We start from the raw sequence: 17,081 nt of genomic DNA, 5'->3' as shown, positions 1-17,081 counted from the left end.
CAAATACAAAAAATCACTCTTTTATTTTGTCAATTTCTACTTTTCCAAAATACTTTTTAAGTGTTCTGTGTAGCTTTTTTTTACTTAATAGTTTGTTTTTCAACTTTTCTCTTGCACAAAACAGTCAGGATTTAAGTAATGGCTTTTCTTTAGAAATTTGTCAAGATAAGAGCTATTCCCCAAATTTAGATAATTCTTGTTTTAAACCTATTTCTCTCTATACACTCAATCAAGAAGAGTATCAAAGACGCATTTTACTCAAAATTAAACTGACCAATACAGACAAAGAGTTTATTGTTTTTGATAAAAAAATTGATTCTATAAAAGCCTACTTTCCAAACACATTTGAATTCAAATCATTAAATACAGTTTTTCTTTCTGGAAACTTAGTAGCACAATCTGAAAAACAGGTTTTTACAAGTGTCGAAATAAATACTATTCAGATTCCTGACTATTACAAATATGACCAACATTTTTATATAGAACTTATAAGCAGTCGCCAACTTCCTCTTACTGCTGGATTTGATGTATTGACAAAACAAGAATTTGAAAAAACTCAATTTTATCCAAGACAAAAAGATATTATTATTCAAGCTGTTTTTCAGGGAATGTTATGGATAATTTTGCTTTATAATCTGTTTATTTTTGCAGCAACTATAGAAAAAGTGTATATCGCTTATGCAATTTATATTTTTGGTTTTTCGGTTTTTAATGCTCAAAACACAGGTTTTTTCTCTGATTTTATTATTCCAAATCATCCTTATTTTTCTAATCTAGCTCGCATTTTTGGCTTGGCTGGTGCTTTCTTAGGACATGCGTATTTTACATTAGAATTTTTACCCAAAGAAGTCTTTGGTCGCTTTTGGAGACAGTTTTTTAAAGGTTTTATTATTTTTGTTTCTGTAATGACTTTCGTTTATATTGGTGTGATGTATGGAGCAAATAACCTTAAAATCTATACACTACTTTCCAAAATTGCCCATGCTTTAATGATGATAGGACTAATTAGTTTTTTCATTTATTTAGCTATCAAAAGATGGTCAGATACGATGACAAAATATTATTTATTAGCTTCTCTAGTTCTTGTAGTAAGTGCATTTGTATTTAATATTTTACAAGCATTGGGAATAAAAAATGTAAGCATAATTGTACAGGTAGGTGGTATTTTGGAAATTTTGATTTTTTCATTGGGATTAGGACATAGAATGAAAAAATTAGAAAAAGAAAACGCTAGAATATTGGAAGAACAAAATCGAACGCTAGAGCAAAAAGTAAATCAGCGAACGATGGAAATAAGCAAACAAAAAGAAGAAATTTTGGTGCAAAACGAAGAATTACACCAGCAGCAAGAAGAAATAATTTCACAACGAGATTATATAGATACACAAAATAAACAACTCAAAACAACCAACACGCAGTTTACAGACAGTATTCGTTATGCCAAAACAATCCAAAAGGCTATTTTGCCAATGAAACAACGCTTTCAAAATCACTTTGAAGATTCGTTTGTTCTTTTTCGTCCTCGTGATATTGTGAGTGGAGATTTTTATTGGATTTATGAAACTATAGACACACAAACTGGTGAGGAAACTACTCTGATTGCTGTGTTGGATTGTACTGGTCATGGCGTTCCAGGAGCATTTATTTCTCTGATTGGTTTTGCCTTATTAAATGAAATTGTAGCCAAAGAAAATATTACTTCTCCTGCTCAAATTTTGCAACGATTAGATGAGCGTATTCAAGAATCATTGCGACAAAAACAAAAGCAAAATTCAGACGGAATGGATGTCGCTTTATGTGCCATTAAAAAAACAAATTCTTACAAACTAGCTGATTTTGAAATCAAATTTGCTGGTGCAAAACGTCCTATACATTTTATCAAAAATAATGAATTACATGAAATACGGGGAAGCAAACTTTCTATTGGAGGAGTAACCAAAAAGAAAATTACAGACAAATATAGTTTTGAAGAACAAACTATCATTTTATCCAAAAATGATAAAATTTATCTCACTTCTGATGGTTTTATAGACCAAAATGGCAAAAATAATAGAAAAATAGGATCTTCAAAACTAAAAGCATGTTTTAAAGAATTTCATAATCTTCCTTTTGCAGAACAAAGAAAAAAGTTTGAGCAAATTTTAGATACACATCAGGGAAAACAAAAACAACGAGATGATATTACAATTTTGGGTTTAAAACTTTAACTTTCAATAAATTACATATTGTATTTTCTTAAATTATGTGTATATTCAGTTCGCTAAAACACAATCACAACAAACCATTTATTCTATTTTGCCTACGCTAATTTCTACAAAACAATTTTTGAGTGTTTTGTTTACCTGTTTTCTTTATAATAGTTTATTTTTACTCTCTATTTTTGCACAAAATGAGACTGTAAATTTGGATACAGGTTTTTCTATTGAGGTTTGTGAAGATAACTCTATTTTTAGTAGTAATCAATTAGACCAAAATTGCTTTAAAGAAATTGTATTATCAGAACTAAATAAAAAAGAATATAAAGACAGAATTTGGCTAAAAATTACGATTAAAGATGCAAATAAAGAATTTATTGATTTCAACAAAAATATAGATTCCATAAAAGTCTATCACAATCAAGACCTATTTCTGACAGGAAGTTTAGTTGCACAATCTGAAAAACAACTTCCTTTAAGTATAGCTATTAGCGCAATCAAGATTCCAGTTTATAATCAGCCTTTTTATATAGAAATTATAAGTAGTCAGAAATATCCTATTTCTACTCAATTAGAAGTATTAAATGAAAAAAACTTTAATCGTATTTATGTAAAAGAACGACGAAATACAGTTGATTTTCAACTCTTTTTTCAAGGAATGTTATGGATTATTTTGCTCTATAACTTCTTTTTGTTTTTATCTAGTAGAGAAAAGGTCTATTTAGCTTATGCTATCTATATCTTTGGGTTTTCTCTTTTCACCTCACAAAATGCAGGACTATTTGTTGATTATTTTTCTGCTCAAAATCCTTACTTTTCATTACTTTTCAGAATGTTTGGGCTTGCCATTACAGCAGTTGGCTTTTTCTCTTTTATTCTGACTTTCCTTCCCAAAAAAGTATTTAATAAATTTTGGAAACGCTTTTTTTCTATTGGAATTATTTTTTCTATCGGAATGCTGCTTCCTTATATTATACTCAATTATGGATTAGGAAATAGTTATCTCTATGACAAAACCTCTAAAGCAGCCCATGGAATTATTCTGCTTTGTAATTTGATTTTCATAGGTTATTTGGCTAAAAATTATTGGTCTGATACACTAGTACGCTATTTTTTACTAGGCTCTGCATGTGCTATGGGAGGAGCTTTTCTATCCAATGTATTGAAAGCTCTATTTGGTGACACCTTGGGTGATGTATATTTGGTTGCACAAGTAGGTGTTATTTTAGAAATTCTGACTTTTTCTCTAGGATTAGGATATAGAATGAAGAATTTAGAAAAAGAAAATGCTAGAATATTAGAAAACCAGAATAAGCTATTAGAACAGAAAGTAACAGAAAGAACAAAAGAGATTTCGATGAAACAAGAAGAGATTTTGGTTCAAAACGAAGAGTTACACCAACAACAAGAAGAAATTATTTCACAGCGAGATTATATAGAAAAGCAAAACACACAACTCAAATCAGCCAATACGCAGTTTACAGATAGTGTTCGTTATGCCAAAACAATTCAGAAAGCGATTCTGCCAATGAAGCAGCGTGTTCAGACACACTTTGAAGAATCTTTCGTTCTTTTTCGTCCTCGTGATATTGTAAGTGGAGATTTTTATTGGGTGTATGAAACCAATGACCCAATTACTAAAGAAGAGATTATTTTGATTGCTGTTTTGGATTGTACAGGACATGGCGTTCCAGGGGCTTTTATTTCCCTTATTGGTTTTGCGCTTCTGAATGAAATTGTATCTAAAGAACTTATTACCAAACCTGCACAAATAATTGCACGTTTAGATGAGCGTTTGCAAGAAGCTCTAAGGCAAAAACAAAGCAATAACATGGATGGAATGGATGTCGCTCTGTGTAGTATTAAAAAAGTAGATTCTATTCATCATTCTACTGGAAAGAAACAATTTGAAATTACTTTTTCAGGTGCAAAGCGTCCTTTGTATTATATAAAAGATGATATTTTTGAAGAACTAAAAGGCAATAAAATGTCGGTAGGAGGAATTACAAAGAAAAAAGAAAGAGTGGATGTAGAATTTCAAGAAGAAAAATTCATTCTTACAAAAGGGGATAAAATCTATCTTACTACTGATGGTTTTGCAGATCAAAATGGACGGAATCAACAAAAAATAGGTTCTTTAAAGCTCAAAAGTTCGCTTGAAGAATTTCATACTCTTCCTCTTTCAGAACAGAAAACAAAGTTAGAAGAGATTTTAGACCACCATCAAGGCAAACAAAAACAGCGTGATGATATTACAATTATGGGAGTGAAATTATAATCACATTCTAGCAGGTTATAAGTGCTATTTTTTGTAGTTTTGTTTAATCAAATAAATAAAAAGAAAACACTACAAAATCCATTTTTTATGAACATCTTAATTATTGGTTCAGGAGGAAGAGAACACGCCTTTGCTTGGAAAATTGCCCAAAGCTCACTTTGTGATAATCTTTATATCGCTACAGGAAATGCAGGGACGGCACGAGTAGGAACAAATGTAGCCATTAAACCTACTGATTTTGAGCGTTTGGCTAATTTTTGTAAAGAAAGTAATATTGATTTAGTGCTAGTAGGAAATGAAGAGCCACTTGTAAAAGGAATTGTAGATTACTTTAAAAATAGTGACCTAGTTCGTAATGTTCGCATTATTGGAGCAAACAAACAGGGCGCACAGCTAGAAGGAAGTAAAGATTTTGCAAAAAACTTTATGAATAAAAATAATATTCCAACTGCTAAGTCGGAAACTTTTACTAAAGAATCTATTCAAGAAGCAAAAGAATATTTAAAAACATTATCTCTTCCTGTAGTTTTGAAAGCTGATGGTCTGGCAGCAGGAAAAGGCGTTGTGATTGCTCACACAAATCAAGAAGCTACAAAAACACTTGATGAAATGCTTTTAGATGAAAAATTTGGAGAAGCAAGTAGTAAAGTAGTAATTGAAGAGTTTTTGGATGGAATAGAAGTTTCTTTATTTGTCTTGACAGACGGAAAAGATTATGTTTTACTTCCTGAAGCTAAAGATTACAAACAAATCGGAGAAGGAAATACAGGACTTAATACGGGAGGAATGGGAGCAGTATCGCCAGTTCCTTTTGTAACAGAAGAGTTTATCAAAAATGCTGAGGAAACTATCATAAAACCAACTTTACAAGGTCTTCAAAATGAAAATATAGACTATTGTGGTTTTATTTTTATTGGTTTGATGGTTGTAGATAATAAATCGTATGTTTTGGAATACAACGTCAGAATGGGCGACCCAGAAACAGAGGTTGTGCTTCCACGTATAGAATCCGACTTTTTAGCTTTGTTAGATGCCACAGCCAAAAAAGAATTAGCTAATCATTCACTCAAAATTTCTAAAAAAGCAGCCACTACAATTATGCTCGTTTCGGGTGGCTACCCAGAAGACTATCAAACAGGAAAAACAATTAAAGGACATGGAAATCTTCCTAAAAATGTAATTGCTTTCCATGCAGGAACAAAAGAAGACGATAGCCGAACCATGACTAATGGAGGACGAGTAATTGCTCTTACAGCACTTGCAGATACAGCAAAGGAAGCTCTAGCAGCATCAAATCACGCTGCCGAATTGGTAACTTTTGAAGGAAAATATTATCGTAAGGATATTGGAAAAGATTTGTTTTAAGAACTATTATTTTCTAGTTCAAGCAGTACTGCTTGAACTAGATTTCTCCTAAAAACTATTATGGAATTAATAAAACTTTACTTGCACTTTTTCCCTTTTCTAAGAAATCATGTGCTTGTTTTCCTTCTGAGAGTTTGAAGGTTACAGGAGGTTTTATATTAATTTTATCTTCTTTAATCCAATCAAACAATTCTTTTGCTCTTTTGTGCCTTTGTTCTTCCGAATTGAGATAACTCCAAAGGTCTCCTCCTGTAAGGGTTTTACTTGTGTCCATCAACATTCTAGGGTCGACAAGTTTTGGGTCGCCTCCACTCATTCCATAAAAAACTACGTGTCCACATTCTTTAGTCACTTCAAAACTATCCTCTAATGTACTTCCAACACTATCATAAACCACATCTACTCCTTTTTGATTTTTAACTTTGTTACAAATTTCTAAAACATACTCTTTCCAATTATCATCAAGAAGTAGAGCATAATCTGATTTTTGTTCTAAAATAGTTTCTAATTTAGCTTTGCTTCTTGTTAGACCAATAACTATTGCTCCTTTATTTTTACAAATTTGAGTAAGAATTTGTCCTACTCCTCCAGAAGCTGCATGAACAAGCACAATTTCATTTTTCATCACTTCATGACTATCTATTGCTAAATAATGAGCAGTTAGTCCTTGCAATAAAACAGAAGAAGCGAGTTCAAAATCTATGTCTTCATCAAGAGGAATAATATGAGTTTCGGGAACAGATACAAATTCAGCATTGGCAAAAGGAACATCTGTAAAAGCTACACACTGACCTATTTTATACTTCTTGGAATTTGATTGTTGAATAATTCCAGCACCTTCATAACCAGCAATAAAAGGAGGAGAACCTTTCAAATGATAGTTTCCTTTTCTACGATAAATATCAGCGTAATTAAGTCCAATGGCTTTCATTTCTACCAAAACTTCATTTTCTTTTAAAACAGGAACAGCTACATCTATATAATTTAGCACCTCTGAACTTCCAAATTCAGAAAAAGTAAGAGCTTTCATTGTATTTTTCATTTATGTAAAAATATTTTTTTGTATAAAAAAATCCTAAGCTAGCTTTTAGCTTAGGATTTGCAATAATAAGAATTTTAAAATCAAAATTATAATTAACCTACTTAATCGTAATTTCAATTATTTTAGCATCTTTCTTAATTTCACTTGTTTTGAGTTCATAATTGTAATGTTGTTCATCAAGTCTGTAGCCTAATCCTTCGTTTACAATAGCCTGTGTATAGCCTTCTATTTCTGAACCATAGACTTTCAAATCTGGATATTTTGCTAAAAGAGTTCCGAAAGTATCACCTATCTTTATTCCATCTTCTGTTTTGGCAAGTTCGGAAGTAATTGTAATAGTTCCTACTTTTCCTTCAAACGGATCAAAATAAGCAACTATATTTCCATCTTTATCTTTGACATTAAAAATATCAAAATCTCCTTCTCCTGTTTGTAGCAATCCTTTTTCTAATGTTCCTGTATAGTCTGCTATCTCCATACCTGAAGAAAGTCCTAAAAAAGATTTTTCATAAATGATAAGTTCATCCGTTTCTTGTACTTTGGCTTCTATGATTTCCTCTTTGGCTTCTGTTGCTGTTGTTTCTTCATTGGTTTGGTCTGTTACTTCATTAGACTCTGCTTCTTTTGTCTGATTCGCACCACACGAAAAAAAACTTACCAAGACAATAATAAAAGCACACAATTTCAAATTTCTAATATTCATAATTCTAAAAAAAATAGTGAGTAAATAAGTTGTAAAATTAGCTAGATATAATTTATAAGTAGCTTTCAATTCTCAATTTACAAACTCTTGGGTTATTTATGAAATTGTATTTCAAAGAAAAATCCTTACTCAATTTCTTAAAAAAAAAGATAGTGGTAAGGATTTGTAAGTTAGTAGAGTAAGAAGCAAAACAGGTTAACTTTTATTTTTTGAATATTATTTTAATACACATCTTCACCTGTAAAACGATTTTCTAGTTCATCAGCTACTCGTGCTACTTCAAAAATCATGTAACGAACTTGGTCGTATGTACACAGTTCATATTTTGTAGAAGAACCTACTTCTACATAACCATCTTTGAGTAATATTTTGGAATAGCAAAGTCCATGATTGAGTTCTAAAAGTTCTGTTAGACTAATATCTGGATAGTCTTCTAGCTTACAAACTTTAGACATAAATTCTAACATCACACCATCACCTCTAGGAATGATGTATCCTTTTACATTTTGATATCGTCCATCACTAAGAGGGATTGTTACAATAACTGTATCATCAGAATAATCGGTGTATTTTCCATTGACTTCTTCAGCCAATCCACGTAGATAATTTTGTACATGCTTGTCAGTTGCTGGATTTGCAGTTGCTACCATAATTTTGTGATTTTTTTTGTGTGTAGGTATTTTTGATAATATAGGCTTGTATTTTTTTCAATATTTGTATTCACCTTCTTAAGTTACTCAAAATCAGTGAGTTTTCAAAATATTTATGTATTTTTTTTGGATAAAAAGAAGAAGTTTTTTTGATAAAAATCTTAAAAATGAATTAAAAAGCATTTTAGAAGGTTAATCTGTTTGTGATTTTTGATAAAAAAATATTAAAAAGACATTATAATAATTTACTCCTCACATCCTTTACGGTGTCTGATATTACCTTTGTTACATCAACATAAGCAAACCTAGAACTTAATCTATCCTAATTTTAACTACCTCATGCGAACTACTATTTTACTTTTCGTAATCTCTGTTATCATTGTATATGGAGGTCTTTTGCTTCCTCAAACCTTACTCATTAATGAACAAATAGAAATCAATTCTTCTTCTTCTCATATTTCTGAATACTTATATGACTTACCCAAATGGGAAAAATGGTTGGACTGGCAAAAATGGGATGAAACTTCTGATACAGAATATATTTACTCACAATTTCCACAAGGAGTAGGAGCATTTATGAAATTCAAAGATAAAAATGATTCTAAAAACATTGAAAAAGTAGAATTATATATTCAGTCTATTTCCAACAAAAACGCCTCAAACTCAAACTTTGAGAAACTAAAATATATTGCTAATTTTAAAACCTCACAAACACACATAGAAGGCGAGTTTGAATTAAAGTCAGTAATTGAAAATAATACAAATAATGAACGTTCAACACTAAATTTTACATTAGAGATTGATTTGGGAGAAAATCCTTTTATACGTTATTTGGGTTATTTATATTACAAGCCTAAAATAGAGAGAGAAAGTAATACAAGTTTGGAGCGTTTGAAAAAGTTATGTGAAAACCCTATTTTTTGTAAAAAATAAAATATATCCAGTTCACATCAAGATTTCAAAACATAAAAGAGAAATTTATATCCAAATAGCATTTTTTTGTAAATTGTATTTTGTAATTTAGACACAAAATAAGTCTTCCTATCAAATAATTGTTTCTCTTGAAGTATTTATCCCATTTTCTCTTCTCTTTTTCTTGCCTTAGTTCAACTTCTCAAAAATTGAGTGTTAATCTTTTGCGCTTCTATGTTTTGTTTTTTTTTATTGCTTCATTTTCTCTGACCTCTTGTTCTTCTTCTGATGAATTCGAAAAGCCAAAAGAAATTGCAAAAGCTGTTGAAAACTTTCCTAAAGAATGGTTTCTTCTCACTGAAAAAGATGGAAAACGAATTTTGATAGAACCTTATGAGGGAATGAATCCAACGTTTAAGTTTGAATATGATTTGGCAAATGAACGCATGCAAATTCGCTATCAAGCCAATTTAACACAGCGTGTTTGGCTCGTCCAAAAACTTATCAAAAAAGAAAATAACTATACTTTTTACCTTTTAGAAAATGGTGGAAATACTACTACTCGTCTTACTTACTCTCAAACCACTCACCCAGCTATAGGGAGTTGGCAAGAACCATCTGCTGTTTTTTTACCTTACAAAAATGCCTATTTTGTTTGGGATAAACGTCCTTTTGAAAAACAAGAACAACAAAACACAGCTATTTCAACACAGTGGGAACGTGGCGAATGGCTACGTATGAAAGGAACTATTGAAGGAAAAGACTATTCACTTTGGGCGTATGTCTGTGTAACAGCCGATGTAAGTTCTCCTCAATTCCAACGTGGTGTTTATTTTTATGATACATTTTGGAGAGATATTTATTTAGAAAATGCCACAGATTATAAAAGCAATAGAGTTTCAAATAATGATAAAAATAAGCAATTTGAATGGATTATCGAAGAGCGTGCAGCTTTAGATGCCGAAACTGTTTCGGGATATTTCAAAGGTTCTGTTGATTATGATTATAATTTTAAAGGTATTTGGGAATCAGCCAAAACAAATCAAAAACTAGACTTTTTGTATGAAGAAAAAATTCTTCCTTATTCATTAGAAAATCATATCAAGCGTTTCAAAACTTCTGATGGCAGTTCACTCTGTGTTTATTATCCACAAATTACAGGAATCGAAAACGAAGATATTTTGAAAGATTTTAATGAGACCTATATCAAATCACACGTAAATGCTTGGCAAAAAGAGTTTTTAGCTAAGCTAGACACTACAGGCTCTCAAAACCGAAATTGTGATATAGAAATTAATTACAATATCCTTTTTGCCAATAAAAATCTTATTAGTGGATTATTTTTTATTCGCCAAGGAAGCAAGAGAACAGAATATGTAGCCTTTAATTATGACCTTAAAAAGAATGAAGTTTTTCATTTAAATCATTTATTTACTACTGAAATAGATAAGAAAAATCCTCAAAATAGTTTTGAAGCACGTATTCATTTACGAGCAAAACGACATGTAGAAGTAGAATCGCAACGTCATCAAATGCAATTCGAACCCTATGATTCGCTTACTGTTTTGGAGCATTATAATTTCCTTCCAGATAATTTGAGATTAACACTTTACAGTCGTTCCCAAAAACGTTTTTTTCCAATTTATATTCCTTACAAAGATTTGAGAGCCTATATTAAAGAAAGAGAACGCAAGATTTATTTGGAATTGGAATGAATTAGCTATCAGTAATTTGCAGTTTTGGATTCTCTTTAATCTCTCTTTCCTCTGTGGTCAAACTGTATTTCTAATGCTTACTTCCAACTTCTTCTACTTCCTGCCAAACCACATTCAACCAATCATTCAGAGGTTGTCCTGTAATGGCTATTTCAGCTAGTTTTTCAGCAATATCATCAGATAGAAGTTCTTTATCTGTAATTGTTTTTTCTACAATAAAGTGTTTTAATCTAAGAAGTTCTATATTTTCATGGTCTTTTGGATAACCACGAGGCGCAGTTTTCAAAACTCCATTTTCCATCTCTGAAAAACCATCAAAGTATTTTTTGAATTCTTTTCTATTAAAAATTGCTTTTAGTTCGTCAGCATTATAATCAATCTCTTCTCTAATTTTTTTGATATATTCTTTATTGGGTTGAAAAACTCCGATAGCCAAAAACGAATTATTATTTGGGGCAATATGTAAATAGAAAAGAGGTTTTTCTGTCTTTCTGCCATCTGGATGCAAAACTGCTCCAAAATACGTTTTATAAGGTGTTTTGTCTTTACTAAAACGAATATCTCTGTTTAATCTAAAAATACAATCTTTTGCTGTAAGTGTAGAAAAAGCAGGATCTAATTTGTTTGTAAAGTGTTCTAAAAGGGCTGTAATCAAGACAGCAAATTCTGCTTTTGCAGCTTCATATTGTTTTTTATGTTCTTTAAACCAATCTCTATCGTTGTTTTGATGTAGTTGGTTGAGGAAATCAAGGGTAAGTTTCATTTTTGATAGCTTAGTTGGCAATTAATAGATTACCTTTTCAAAACAGAATTCAAACAATTAGGTTTAAGATTCATATCTTTTTTAATGAAATAAAATAAGTTTTGAAAATTCTGTTCTCAAAAAACAAAAAAATACGTATCTTACCATCAGAGTTATTAAAATTTATCTAACTCTTACTTTTTAAGCATTATACTTCTTTTTGAATGGCAAATTATCATACAGTACAAAGTGGAGACACACTTTGGGGAATTTCTAGGCAATATCAAATTTCAGTAGATGAAATTAAAAGACTTAATAATATGTCAGATGCTAGTCTTTCATTAGGACAGCGTTTGCAAGTAAGTGTAGATTCTCCTTCGTATGGAAGTGGAAATACAGCTACAGCTTCTTCGCCAAATACTTCTGTTTATACTGTACAGGCTGGGGATTCACTTTGGAGAATTGCTACAAAATTTAATATTTCTGTAAATGAGATAAAGGCTTTAAATAATCTTTCTTCAAATTCGCTTTCACTTGGTCAGCAACTTAGAGTAAGTGGTGGAAGTAACTATACTGCACCTGTTGCTACGCCTACTGTTCAAACCAATTCGCCAACAGTTGTAAAAGCTCCTGTTTTTACACCTCGTCCGAGTTATGTTGTACAGACTGGAGATAGCATGTGGCGAGTTTCTCAAAAAGTAGGTGTTTCTGTAAATGATTTGAAAAGTATCAATGATTTAGATAGTAACATTTTGCGTATTGGACAGATGCTTTACTTGGAAGAAAAACCAGAAGTAGCTTCTCAGGCTGCTCCTGTTCAAAATCCTCAACCTACGCAAGCTGCCCCCAAAATTATTTATCATACAGTTATATCAGGAGATTCTTTGTATAGAATTGCAATGGCATATAATGTTTCTGTTCAAGACATTAAAGAAAGTAATGGACTTAGCTCAAATGCCCTTTCATTAGGTCAGCGTTTGATGATTACTAAAGAAGTCAAAACAACAAATTATAATTCTGGTAGTGGAGGAAATAATAATTCTGATGGAGACTCAAGTAGTGGAGGGGGTAATGGACAAGGAGATAACTCTTCTTCTGTTCCCGAAACAGGAAATATTTCAAAATACGAACAAAATAAAAAAGAAGTTATTAATCTTGATGCAATAAATGGCGTTCAAATTTTTGGAAGTGGACTTTCTGCAAGCGTTGGACGTGGTGGTGCAAACCGTCAAGCTGATGTAGAGAAAGTACAAAGACGTTTTGTGCAGTTAGATTATATGAATTCTGTTGATGGTCTTTCACAAATTCAAGCTACCATTTCAGCAATTGATAATTTCCAAAGAAGAAATAAAATTGATTGGTGGGCAGGAAAATCTTCTTTAATTGGAGCTTCAGGTTATTCTAATGGACTTATCAATCCAAATGATGTAACCTATAAATTATTGAGAGAATATACTAAATACGATATTACTTATAAAGACCATAGAGGAAATCTAGAAAAAGTTAGTTTTTCTAACTTTGTCAGAAGTAATTATAGTGTTTATCCGTATGGAATTTCGTACTCAGGAACAGTTGTTCATGACATTCCTGCTGCTTATTATGAAAGTGTTGGTTTGTCTCGTCAGCTTGCTGAGGCTCTAGAATTTGTATCTAAAAATGAAGGAAAGTTTGATGCTATCAATAGTTATGATAAAGCTGCTTTTTCTTTTGGATTCATTCAATTTGCTGGAGAAACAGGTGGAGGAACATTTCCAAATATGATGGCACTTATTAAAGACAGAAATCCATCTTTATTTGAAGAAGCCTTCGGAAGATTCGGAATTGATGTAGAATATACTTACAAAAACGATAAATACGAACCTGCAAGTATGGTAGTCTTTACACCAGATGGAAAACGTTATGTAGGAACAGATGCCGAAAAATATATTCGTGCTGATAAAGTTTTACATGGCATATTTGTAAGAGCAGGACAAAATATTGAAGTAGCAAAATTACAAGTTTTGGCAGCCGTACAAGAATATGTAAAACCTGCACTTAGAGCCAAAATTTCACTCAATGCAAATGGAGTTGATGTAAATCGTGAACCTGTAACTGATTTCATCAATTCAGCAGGGGGAATAACCGTATTGATAGATTTAGCTGTAAACCAAGGACTTACAGGGGCATTACGTATTTTTGCGCCTGCAATGGAACAGGTAGCTAGACAAACAGGAATTACTTCACTAACTGCTCTTAAAAATATTGATGAAAAACGAGTAATCCAAACAATTATAGCCAATGCAACCGATGCAAGAGTTCGTACTCGTCCTCAAAAAGTATTAGACGCTGGGATTAGTTTTAGTTAGAAATAGAACATTGTATTTATGAAAACCACTTTCCAAGACGACGTAATAGATGTAGTTTTACAAATCCCAAAAGGAAGAGTAACTTCCTATGGAACGATTGCCAAGTTTTTGGGACATACACGAGGTGCAAGAATGGTAGGTTGGGTAATGAATAATTGTGTAAAAATTAATCAAGAAAAAGATATAAAAATTCCTGCACATAGAGTAGTAAACCGAAACGGACTTCTGACAGGCAGACATCATTTCGAAACACCTACTACAATGCAAGAGCTTTTAGAAGCTGAAAATATAAAAGTAGAAAACGACCAAATACAGGATTTTGACAAAATATTTTGGAATCCTCAAATGGAACTTTTATAAGCTATTTTTTTCCTTTTTTCCAACCATGATTTCTATATCTTCCCTGTCCGTATTTGGATTCTTTAGGTGTAAAAAGTCGCATAAAGAAGTTGCCTCGTTTACCTTTAAATTCTGAACCTTCGTGATAGTGTGACATTCTTACTCTACAGCCTTCGTCTTTACACTTTTTGGGCTTTTTTTTCTTCTTTCCTGCTTCTTGTTCGCTGGCTTGTGCGCCTTTTTTACTTCCTCCACACGAAACTAAAGTTCCACTAAAGAGAAACAATGAAAAGATAATGAATAGAAAAGAAATATTTTTTCTAAAATAATAAGAAAGAAATTGAGATTTATTTGTCATAGTTTGTTATTTTTTATTCTGCGAGCCATTTTTCAGCTTCTTCTTGATTATGAAATAGACGCAACTTAAAATCTCCTTCTAGTTGTTCACTATTATCTTTCATAAATTCGGCAGAGAGTTCTGTAAATAGTTCATTAGGTAATAAATGAGCAAATTTTTTCACACCTGCTTCTATTACTTGTGGCATCCAATGATCTGCAATCCAAGCATCTATCACAACCACATCCCAACCTCCGACTACTTGTCTGTTATCATTTAAAATCAAAGGAGTAGGATGTTGTGCCAATTCTTTTAATATTAATGCTCCACCTTCTTTTATTTGGGCGATTGTCAAATCAGTACCAATCCAGTTTGAGTACATAATATTTCTATCTGTAAATTGTTCAATCTGCAGAAAGACTTTTTGGGACTCGTCTTTTAGTTCTTTTTTCATTTCGATAAAATTGAAGTTAATATATAAAATGAAAAATAAGTATATTTTTTAATAAATGCAAGTATAATATTGCCACAAAAACTAGCATACAAAAATTATGCTAACAGCCATTCTTCAGCTTCTTCTAAATTATCAAATAAACGCATTTGAAATTCTCCTTCCACTTTTTTGCTGTTATCTTGCATAAACTCAGCAGATAGTTGATCAAATATATCATCTGAAATAATATGAGCAAATTTTCTCACTCCTATTTCTATTGCTTTGGGCATCCACTCATTTGCAATCCACTCATTTGCCTCATCCCAAGCCCCTGTAATTTTCCTGTTATCATTCAAAATCAAAGATGTGTTATTCTTTTTTAGTTGTTCTAACATTATCATAGCTCCATCTTTTATTTGGTCTACTGTTATACCATCTGCTATCCAAGTTGTCTGAATAATATTTTTATCACTCAAATGTTCAATTTGAAAAAAAACAGTTTGTGTTTCATCTTTTAGTTCTATTTTCATTTCATTAAAAGGGATTATAGTGAGATTTAAGTTTCTTTTTTGAATCTCAAAAACTATGCAAGTAAGTCTACAAAAAAAATATTCCGTTTTTTTAAAGTAGCCAAAACCTTAGTGTATTTTTTACGTTATCCTAAATAAAAGTATTTCTTAATCATTGTTTTTACCCTTACAAACTATTTTAAATTTCTCAAAAATGAAAAAACAAAATGCACTTTTGATAATTGATGCTCAATATGATTTTTGTAATCCTGCTGGTGCTTTATATGTTCCCAATGCAGAAAATGACATTCAGCGTCTTTCTGATTTTATCACAACAAATGCAACACAATTAGACCATATTTGTGTAACACTTGATACTCATCCAGTAAACGATATTTCACATCCTTCTTTTTGGAGAGATGCAACTGGAGATGAACCAAATCCTTTTACTCAAATTACGCTCAAAGAAGTAGAAGATGGAAAATGGACTCCTAATTTTTACCCAAAGGAAACCAAAGAATACCTAAAAAACTTAGAAGCACAAGGTGAATTTCCTCATTTTATTTGGACAACTCATTGTTTGATTGGTTCAAAAGGAGCTGCACTAGATGAAACTCTATCAAAAGCATTAGAAAAATGGATAAAAATAAATAAAGAAAACAATCAGTACAAACAATATCAAGCTGTAACAAAAGGAACATACCCACTTACCGAACATTTTGGTATTTTTCAAGCTCAAATTCCTGTCAAAGACCAACCAGAAACACAGCTTAATCAATCACTTTTAGATTCTTTAAATGAGTATGAAAATGTGTATTTAGCAGGACAAGCAAAGTCACATTGTGTTGCAACAAGTTTGAAACAGATTATGGATTACGCAGCAAAATTAGCCAAAAAAATAATCGTTTTAGAAGATTGTATGTCTGATATTCCAAATTTGGGGCATTTGGGAGAACCTATTTATCAAAAAGCAAAGAAATTAGGAGTTAAGTTTGTGAAAAGTGATGATGTACAATTATAGAAAATAAAAAAAATTATAGATCTAACTGTTAAAAACAATGTAATTATTTCAACATTAAAAATATTATACCTATTATTGTATCAAGCTATAACAATGTAGCTTTTACCTAAATAAATTCATAAACTTAACTCTAGTATTAATGAAAAATCTCAAGAAAAAATTCGGAAAATTTGCTATTTCAACAGCACAAGTAAAACAAATTAAAGGTGGATATTATAATTGCACTTATGTCGCTTGTCCTAAAAGAAATTATTTATATCAACCAGAGCCAGGTAGTCCTGAATATGAGTGTTGTAAGGGTAATTAATAGTAACCATTCAATAAATAAATCTAAAAAAACTGTTACTTTTTGTAAAAAGTAACAGTTTTTTTTGTTGTCTTTTATTATCATACGAATCTAAACAAAAACTCGTATGTTTGAAAATCTTAGTACCTTTGAGGTATATAAGGTAAAATAATCTTTACCTGCCGTTGTTGGTGTCCTCACCAACGACA

At 31.3% G+C, this 17,081-nt stretch carries 16 protein-coding genes; 9 read left to right on the top strand and 7 right to left on the bottom strand.

Annotated features, from left to right (window positions below; all coding sequences use genetic code 11):
* Positions 1–26 precede the first annotated feature (26 nt).
* From V9L04_RS11865 to purD, 3 genes are all read left to right on the top strand, one after another.
* The gene (locus tag V9L04_RS11865) at positions 27–2,207 is read left to right on the top strand and encodes a 7TM diverse intracellular signaling domain-containing protein (RefSeq protein WP_338790023.1); all 2,181 of its coding nucleotides are present in this window, start codon (positions 27–29) and stop codon (positions 2,205–2,207) included.
* An 88-nt stretch (positions 2,208–2,295) separates the two neighbouring features.
* Positions 2,296–4,473, top strand: coding sequence for a 7TM diverse intracellular signaling domain-containing protein (locus V9L04_RS11860; RefSeq protein ID WP_338790022.1), 2,178 nt, complete (start codon positions 2,296–2,298; stop codon positions 4,471–4,473).
* Between the two features lie 87 nt (positions 4,474–4,560).
* Positions 4,561–5,838 (top strand): phosphoribosylamine--glycine ligase, encoded by a 1,278-nt coding sequence (gene purD, locus V9L04_RS11855; RefSeq protein ID WP_338790021.1) that lies wholly within the window; start codon positions 4,561–4,563, stop codon positions 5,836–5,838.
* A 58-nt stretch (positions 5,839–5,896) separates the two neighbouring features.
* On the opposite strand, the gene V9L04_RS11850 is transcribed toward purD, so the two are convergent.
* The 3 genes from V9L04_RS11850 to V9L04_RS11840 form a co-directional block, all read right to left on the bottom strand.
* Positions 5,897–6,880, bottom strand: a complete 984-nt coding sequence (locus tag V9L04_RS11850) for a quinone oxidoreductase (protein WP_338790020.1) — start codon at positions 6,878–6,880, stop codon at positions 5,897–5,899.
* A 97-nt stretch (positions 6,881–6,977) separates the two neighbouring features.
* Complete coding sequence (locus tag V9L04_RS11845) at positions 6,978–7,583, bottom strand: hypothetical protein (RefSeq protein ID WP_338790019.1); 606 nt, start codon at positions 7,581–7,583, stop codon at positions 6,978–6,980.
* Between the two features lie 221 nt (positions 7,584–7,804).
* On the bottom strand, positions 7,805–8,233 hold the full coding sequence (locus V9L04_RS11840) for a hypothetical protein (RefSeq protein WP_338790018.1): 429 nt from the start codon (positions 8,231–8,233) through the stop codon (positions 7,805–7,807).
* Between the two features lie 339 nt (positions 8,234–8,572).
* Between V9L04_RS11840 and V9L04_RS11835 the strand changes: the two genes are divergently transcribed.
* Positions 8,573–9,166, top strand: coding sequence for a hypothetical protein (locus V9L04_RS11835; RefSeq protein WP_338790017.1), 594 nt, complete (start codon positions 8,573–8,575; stop codon positions 9,164–9,166).
* A gap of 188 nt (positions 9,167–9,354) precedes the next feature.
* Positions 9,355–10,860 carry a hypothetical protein gene (locus V9L04_RS11830; RefSeq protein WP_338790016.1) on the top strand — a complete coding sequence of 502 codons (1,506 nt, stop codon included), beginning with the start codon at positions 9,355–9,357 and terminating at the stop codon, positions 10,858–10,860.
* Positions 10,861–10,930: 70 nt separating this feature from the next.
* On the opposite strand, the gene V9L04_RS11825 is transcribed toward V9L04_RS11830, so the two are convergent.
* The gene (locus V9L04_RS11825; RefSeq protein WP_338790015.1) at positions 10,931–11,623 is read right to left on the bottom strand and encodes a DUF2461 domain-containing protein; all 693 of its coding nucleotides are present in this window, start codon (positions 11,621–11,623) and stop codon (positions 10,931–10,933) included.
* 203 nt (positions 11,624–11,826) lie between these two features.
* On the opposite strand from V9L04_RS11825, the gene V9L04_RS11820 reads away from it, so the two are divergent.
* Positions 11,827–13,947 carry a LysM peptidoglycan-binding domain-containing protein gene (locus tag V9L04_RS11820; protein WP_338790014.1) on the top strand — a complete coding sequence of 707 codons (2,121 nt, stop codon included), beginning with the start codon at positions 11,827–11,829 and terminating at the stop codon, positions 13,945–13,947.
* An 18-nt stretch (positions 13,948–13,965) separates the two neighbouring features.
* Entirely contained in the window at positions 13,966–14,307 is a 342-nt protein-coding gene (locus V9L04_RS11815; protein WP_338790013.1) for an MGMT family protein, read from the top strand.
* Position 14,308: 1 nt separating this feature from the next.
* Here the strand turns inward: V9L04_RS11815 and V9L04_RS11810 are convergent, their stop codons facing one another.
* The 3 genes from V9L04_RS11810 to V9L04_RS11800 all read right to left on the bottom strand — a co-directional run bounded on the left by V9L04_RS11810 (position 14,309) and on the right by V9L04_RS11800 (position 15,586).
* The gene (locus V9L04_RS11810) at positions 14,309–14,644 is read right to left on the bottom strand and encodes a hypothetical protein (RefSeq protein WP_338790012.1); all 336 of its coding nucleotides are present in this window, start codon (positions 14,642–14,644) and stop codon (positions 14,309–14,311) included.
* 13 nt (positions 14,645–14,657) lie between these two features.
* Complete coding sequence (locus V9L04_RS11805) at positions 14,658–15,077, bottom strand: hypothetical protein (protein ID WP_338790011.1); 420 nt, start codon at positions 15,075–15,077, stop codon at positions 14,658–14,660.
* A gap of 95 nt (positions 15,078–15,172) precedes the next feature.
* On the bottom strand, positions 15,173–15,586 hold the full coding sequence (locus tag V9L04_RS11800) for a hypothetical protein (protein WP_338790010.1): 414 nt from the start codon (positions 15,584–15,586) through the stop codon (positions 15,173–15,175).
* A gap of 193 nt (positions 15,587–15,779) precedes the next feature.
* On the opposite strand from V9L04_RS11800, the gene V9L04_RS11795 reads away from it, so the two are divergent.
* A complete protein-coding gene (locus V9L04_RS11795) occupies positions 15,780–16,586 on the top strand; it encodes a nicotinamidase (RefSeq protein ID WP_338790009.1) in 807 nt (268 codons plus the stop codon).
* 139 nt (positions 16,587–16,725) lie between these two features.
* Entirely contained in the window at positions 16,726–16,893 is a 168-nt protein-coding gene (locus tag V9L04_RS11790) for a hypothetical protein (protein WP_338790008.1), read from the top strand.
* Positions 16,894–17,081: the final 188 nt, after the last annotated feature.

Source organism: Bernardetia sp. MNP-M8 (assembly GCF_037126285.1).
Taxonomy (GTDB): domain Bacteria; phylum Bacteroidota; class Bacteroidia; order Cytophagales; family Bernardetiaceae; genus Bernardetia.
This window is presented reverse-complemented; position numbering and strand designations above follow the sequence as displayed.

What these genes read in the sequence shown, in the direction of transcription:
- V9L04_RS11820 (WP_338790014.1), top strand. Translation starts at nt 11,827, where the DNA reads ATGGCAAATTATCATACAGTACAAAGTGGAGACACACTTTGGGGAATT.
- V9L04_RS11840 (WP_338790018.1), bottom strand. Translation starts at nt 8,233, where the DNA reads ATGGTAGCAACTGCAAATCCAGCAACTGACAAGCATGTACAAAATTAT.
- V9L04_RS11810 (WP_338790012.1), bottom strand. Translation starts at nt 14,644, where the DNA reads ATGACAAATAAATCTCAATTTCTTTCTTATTATTTTAGAAAAAATATT.
- V9L04_RS11800 (WP_338790010.1), bottom strand. Translation starts at nt 15,586, where the DNA reads ATGAAAATAGAACTAAAAGATGAAACACAAACTGTTTTTTTTCAAATT.
- V9L04_RS11825 (WP_338790015.1), bottom strand. Translation starts at nt 11,623, where the DNA reads ATGAAACTTACCCTTGATTTCCTCAACCAACTACATCAAAACAACGAT.
- V9L04_RS11845 (WP_338790019.1), bottom strand. Translation starts at nt 7,583, where the DNA reads ATGAATATTAGAAATTTGAAATTGTGTGCTTTTATTATTGTCTTGGTA.
- V9L04_RS11815 (WP_338790013.1), top strand. Translation starts at nt 13,966, where the DNA reads ATGAAAACCACTTTCCAAGACGACGTAATAGATGTAGTTTTACAAATC.
- V9L04_RS11835 (WP_338790017.1), top strand. Translation starts at nt 8,573, where the DNA reads ATGCGAACTACTATTTTACTTTTCGTAATCTCTGTTATCATTGTATAT.
- V9L04_RS11790 (WP_338790008.1), top strand. Translation starts at nt 16,726, where the DNA reads ATGAAAAATCTCAAGAAAAAATTCGGAAAATTTGCTATTTCAACAGCA.
- V9L04_RS11795 (WP_338790009.1), top strand. Translation starts at nt 15,780, where the DNA reads ATGAAAAAACAAAATGCACTTTTGATAATTGATGCTCAATATGATTTT.
- purD (WP_338790021.1), top strand. Translation starts at nt 4,561, where the DNA reads ATGAACATCTTAATTATTGGTTCAGGAGGAAGAGAACACGCCTTTGCT.
- V9L04_RS11805 (WP_338790011.1), bottom strand. Translation starts at nt 15,077, where the DNA reads ATGAAAAAAGAACTAAAAGACGAGTCCCAAAAAGTCTTTCTGCAGATT.
- V9L04_RS11850 (WP_338790020.1), bottom strand. Translation starts at nt 6,880, where the DNA reads ATGAAAAATACAATGAAAGCTCTTACTTTTTCTGAATTTGGAAGTTCA.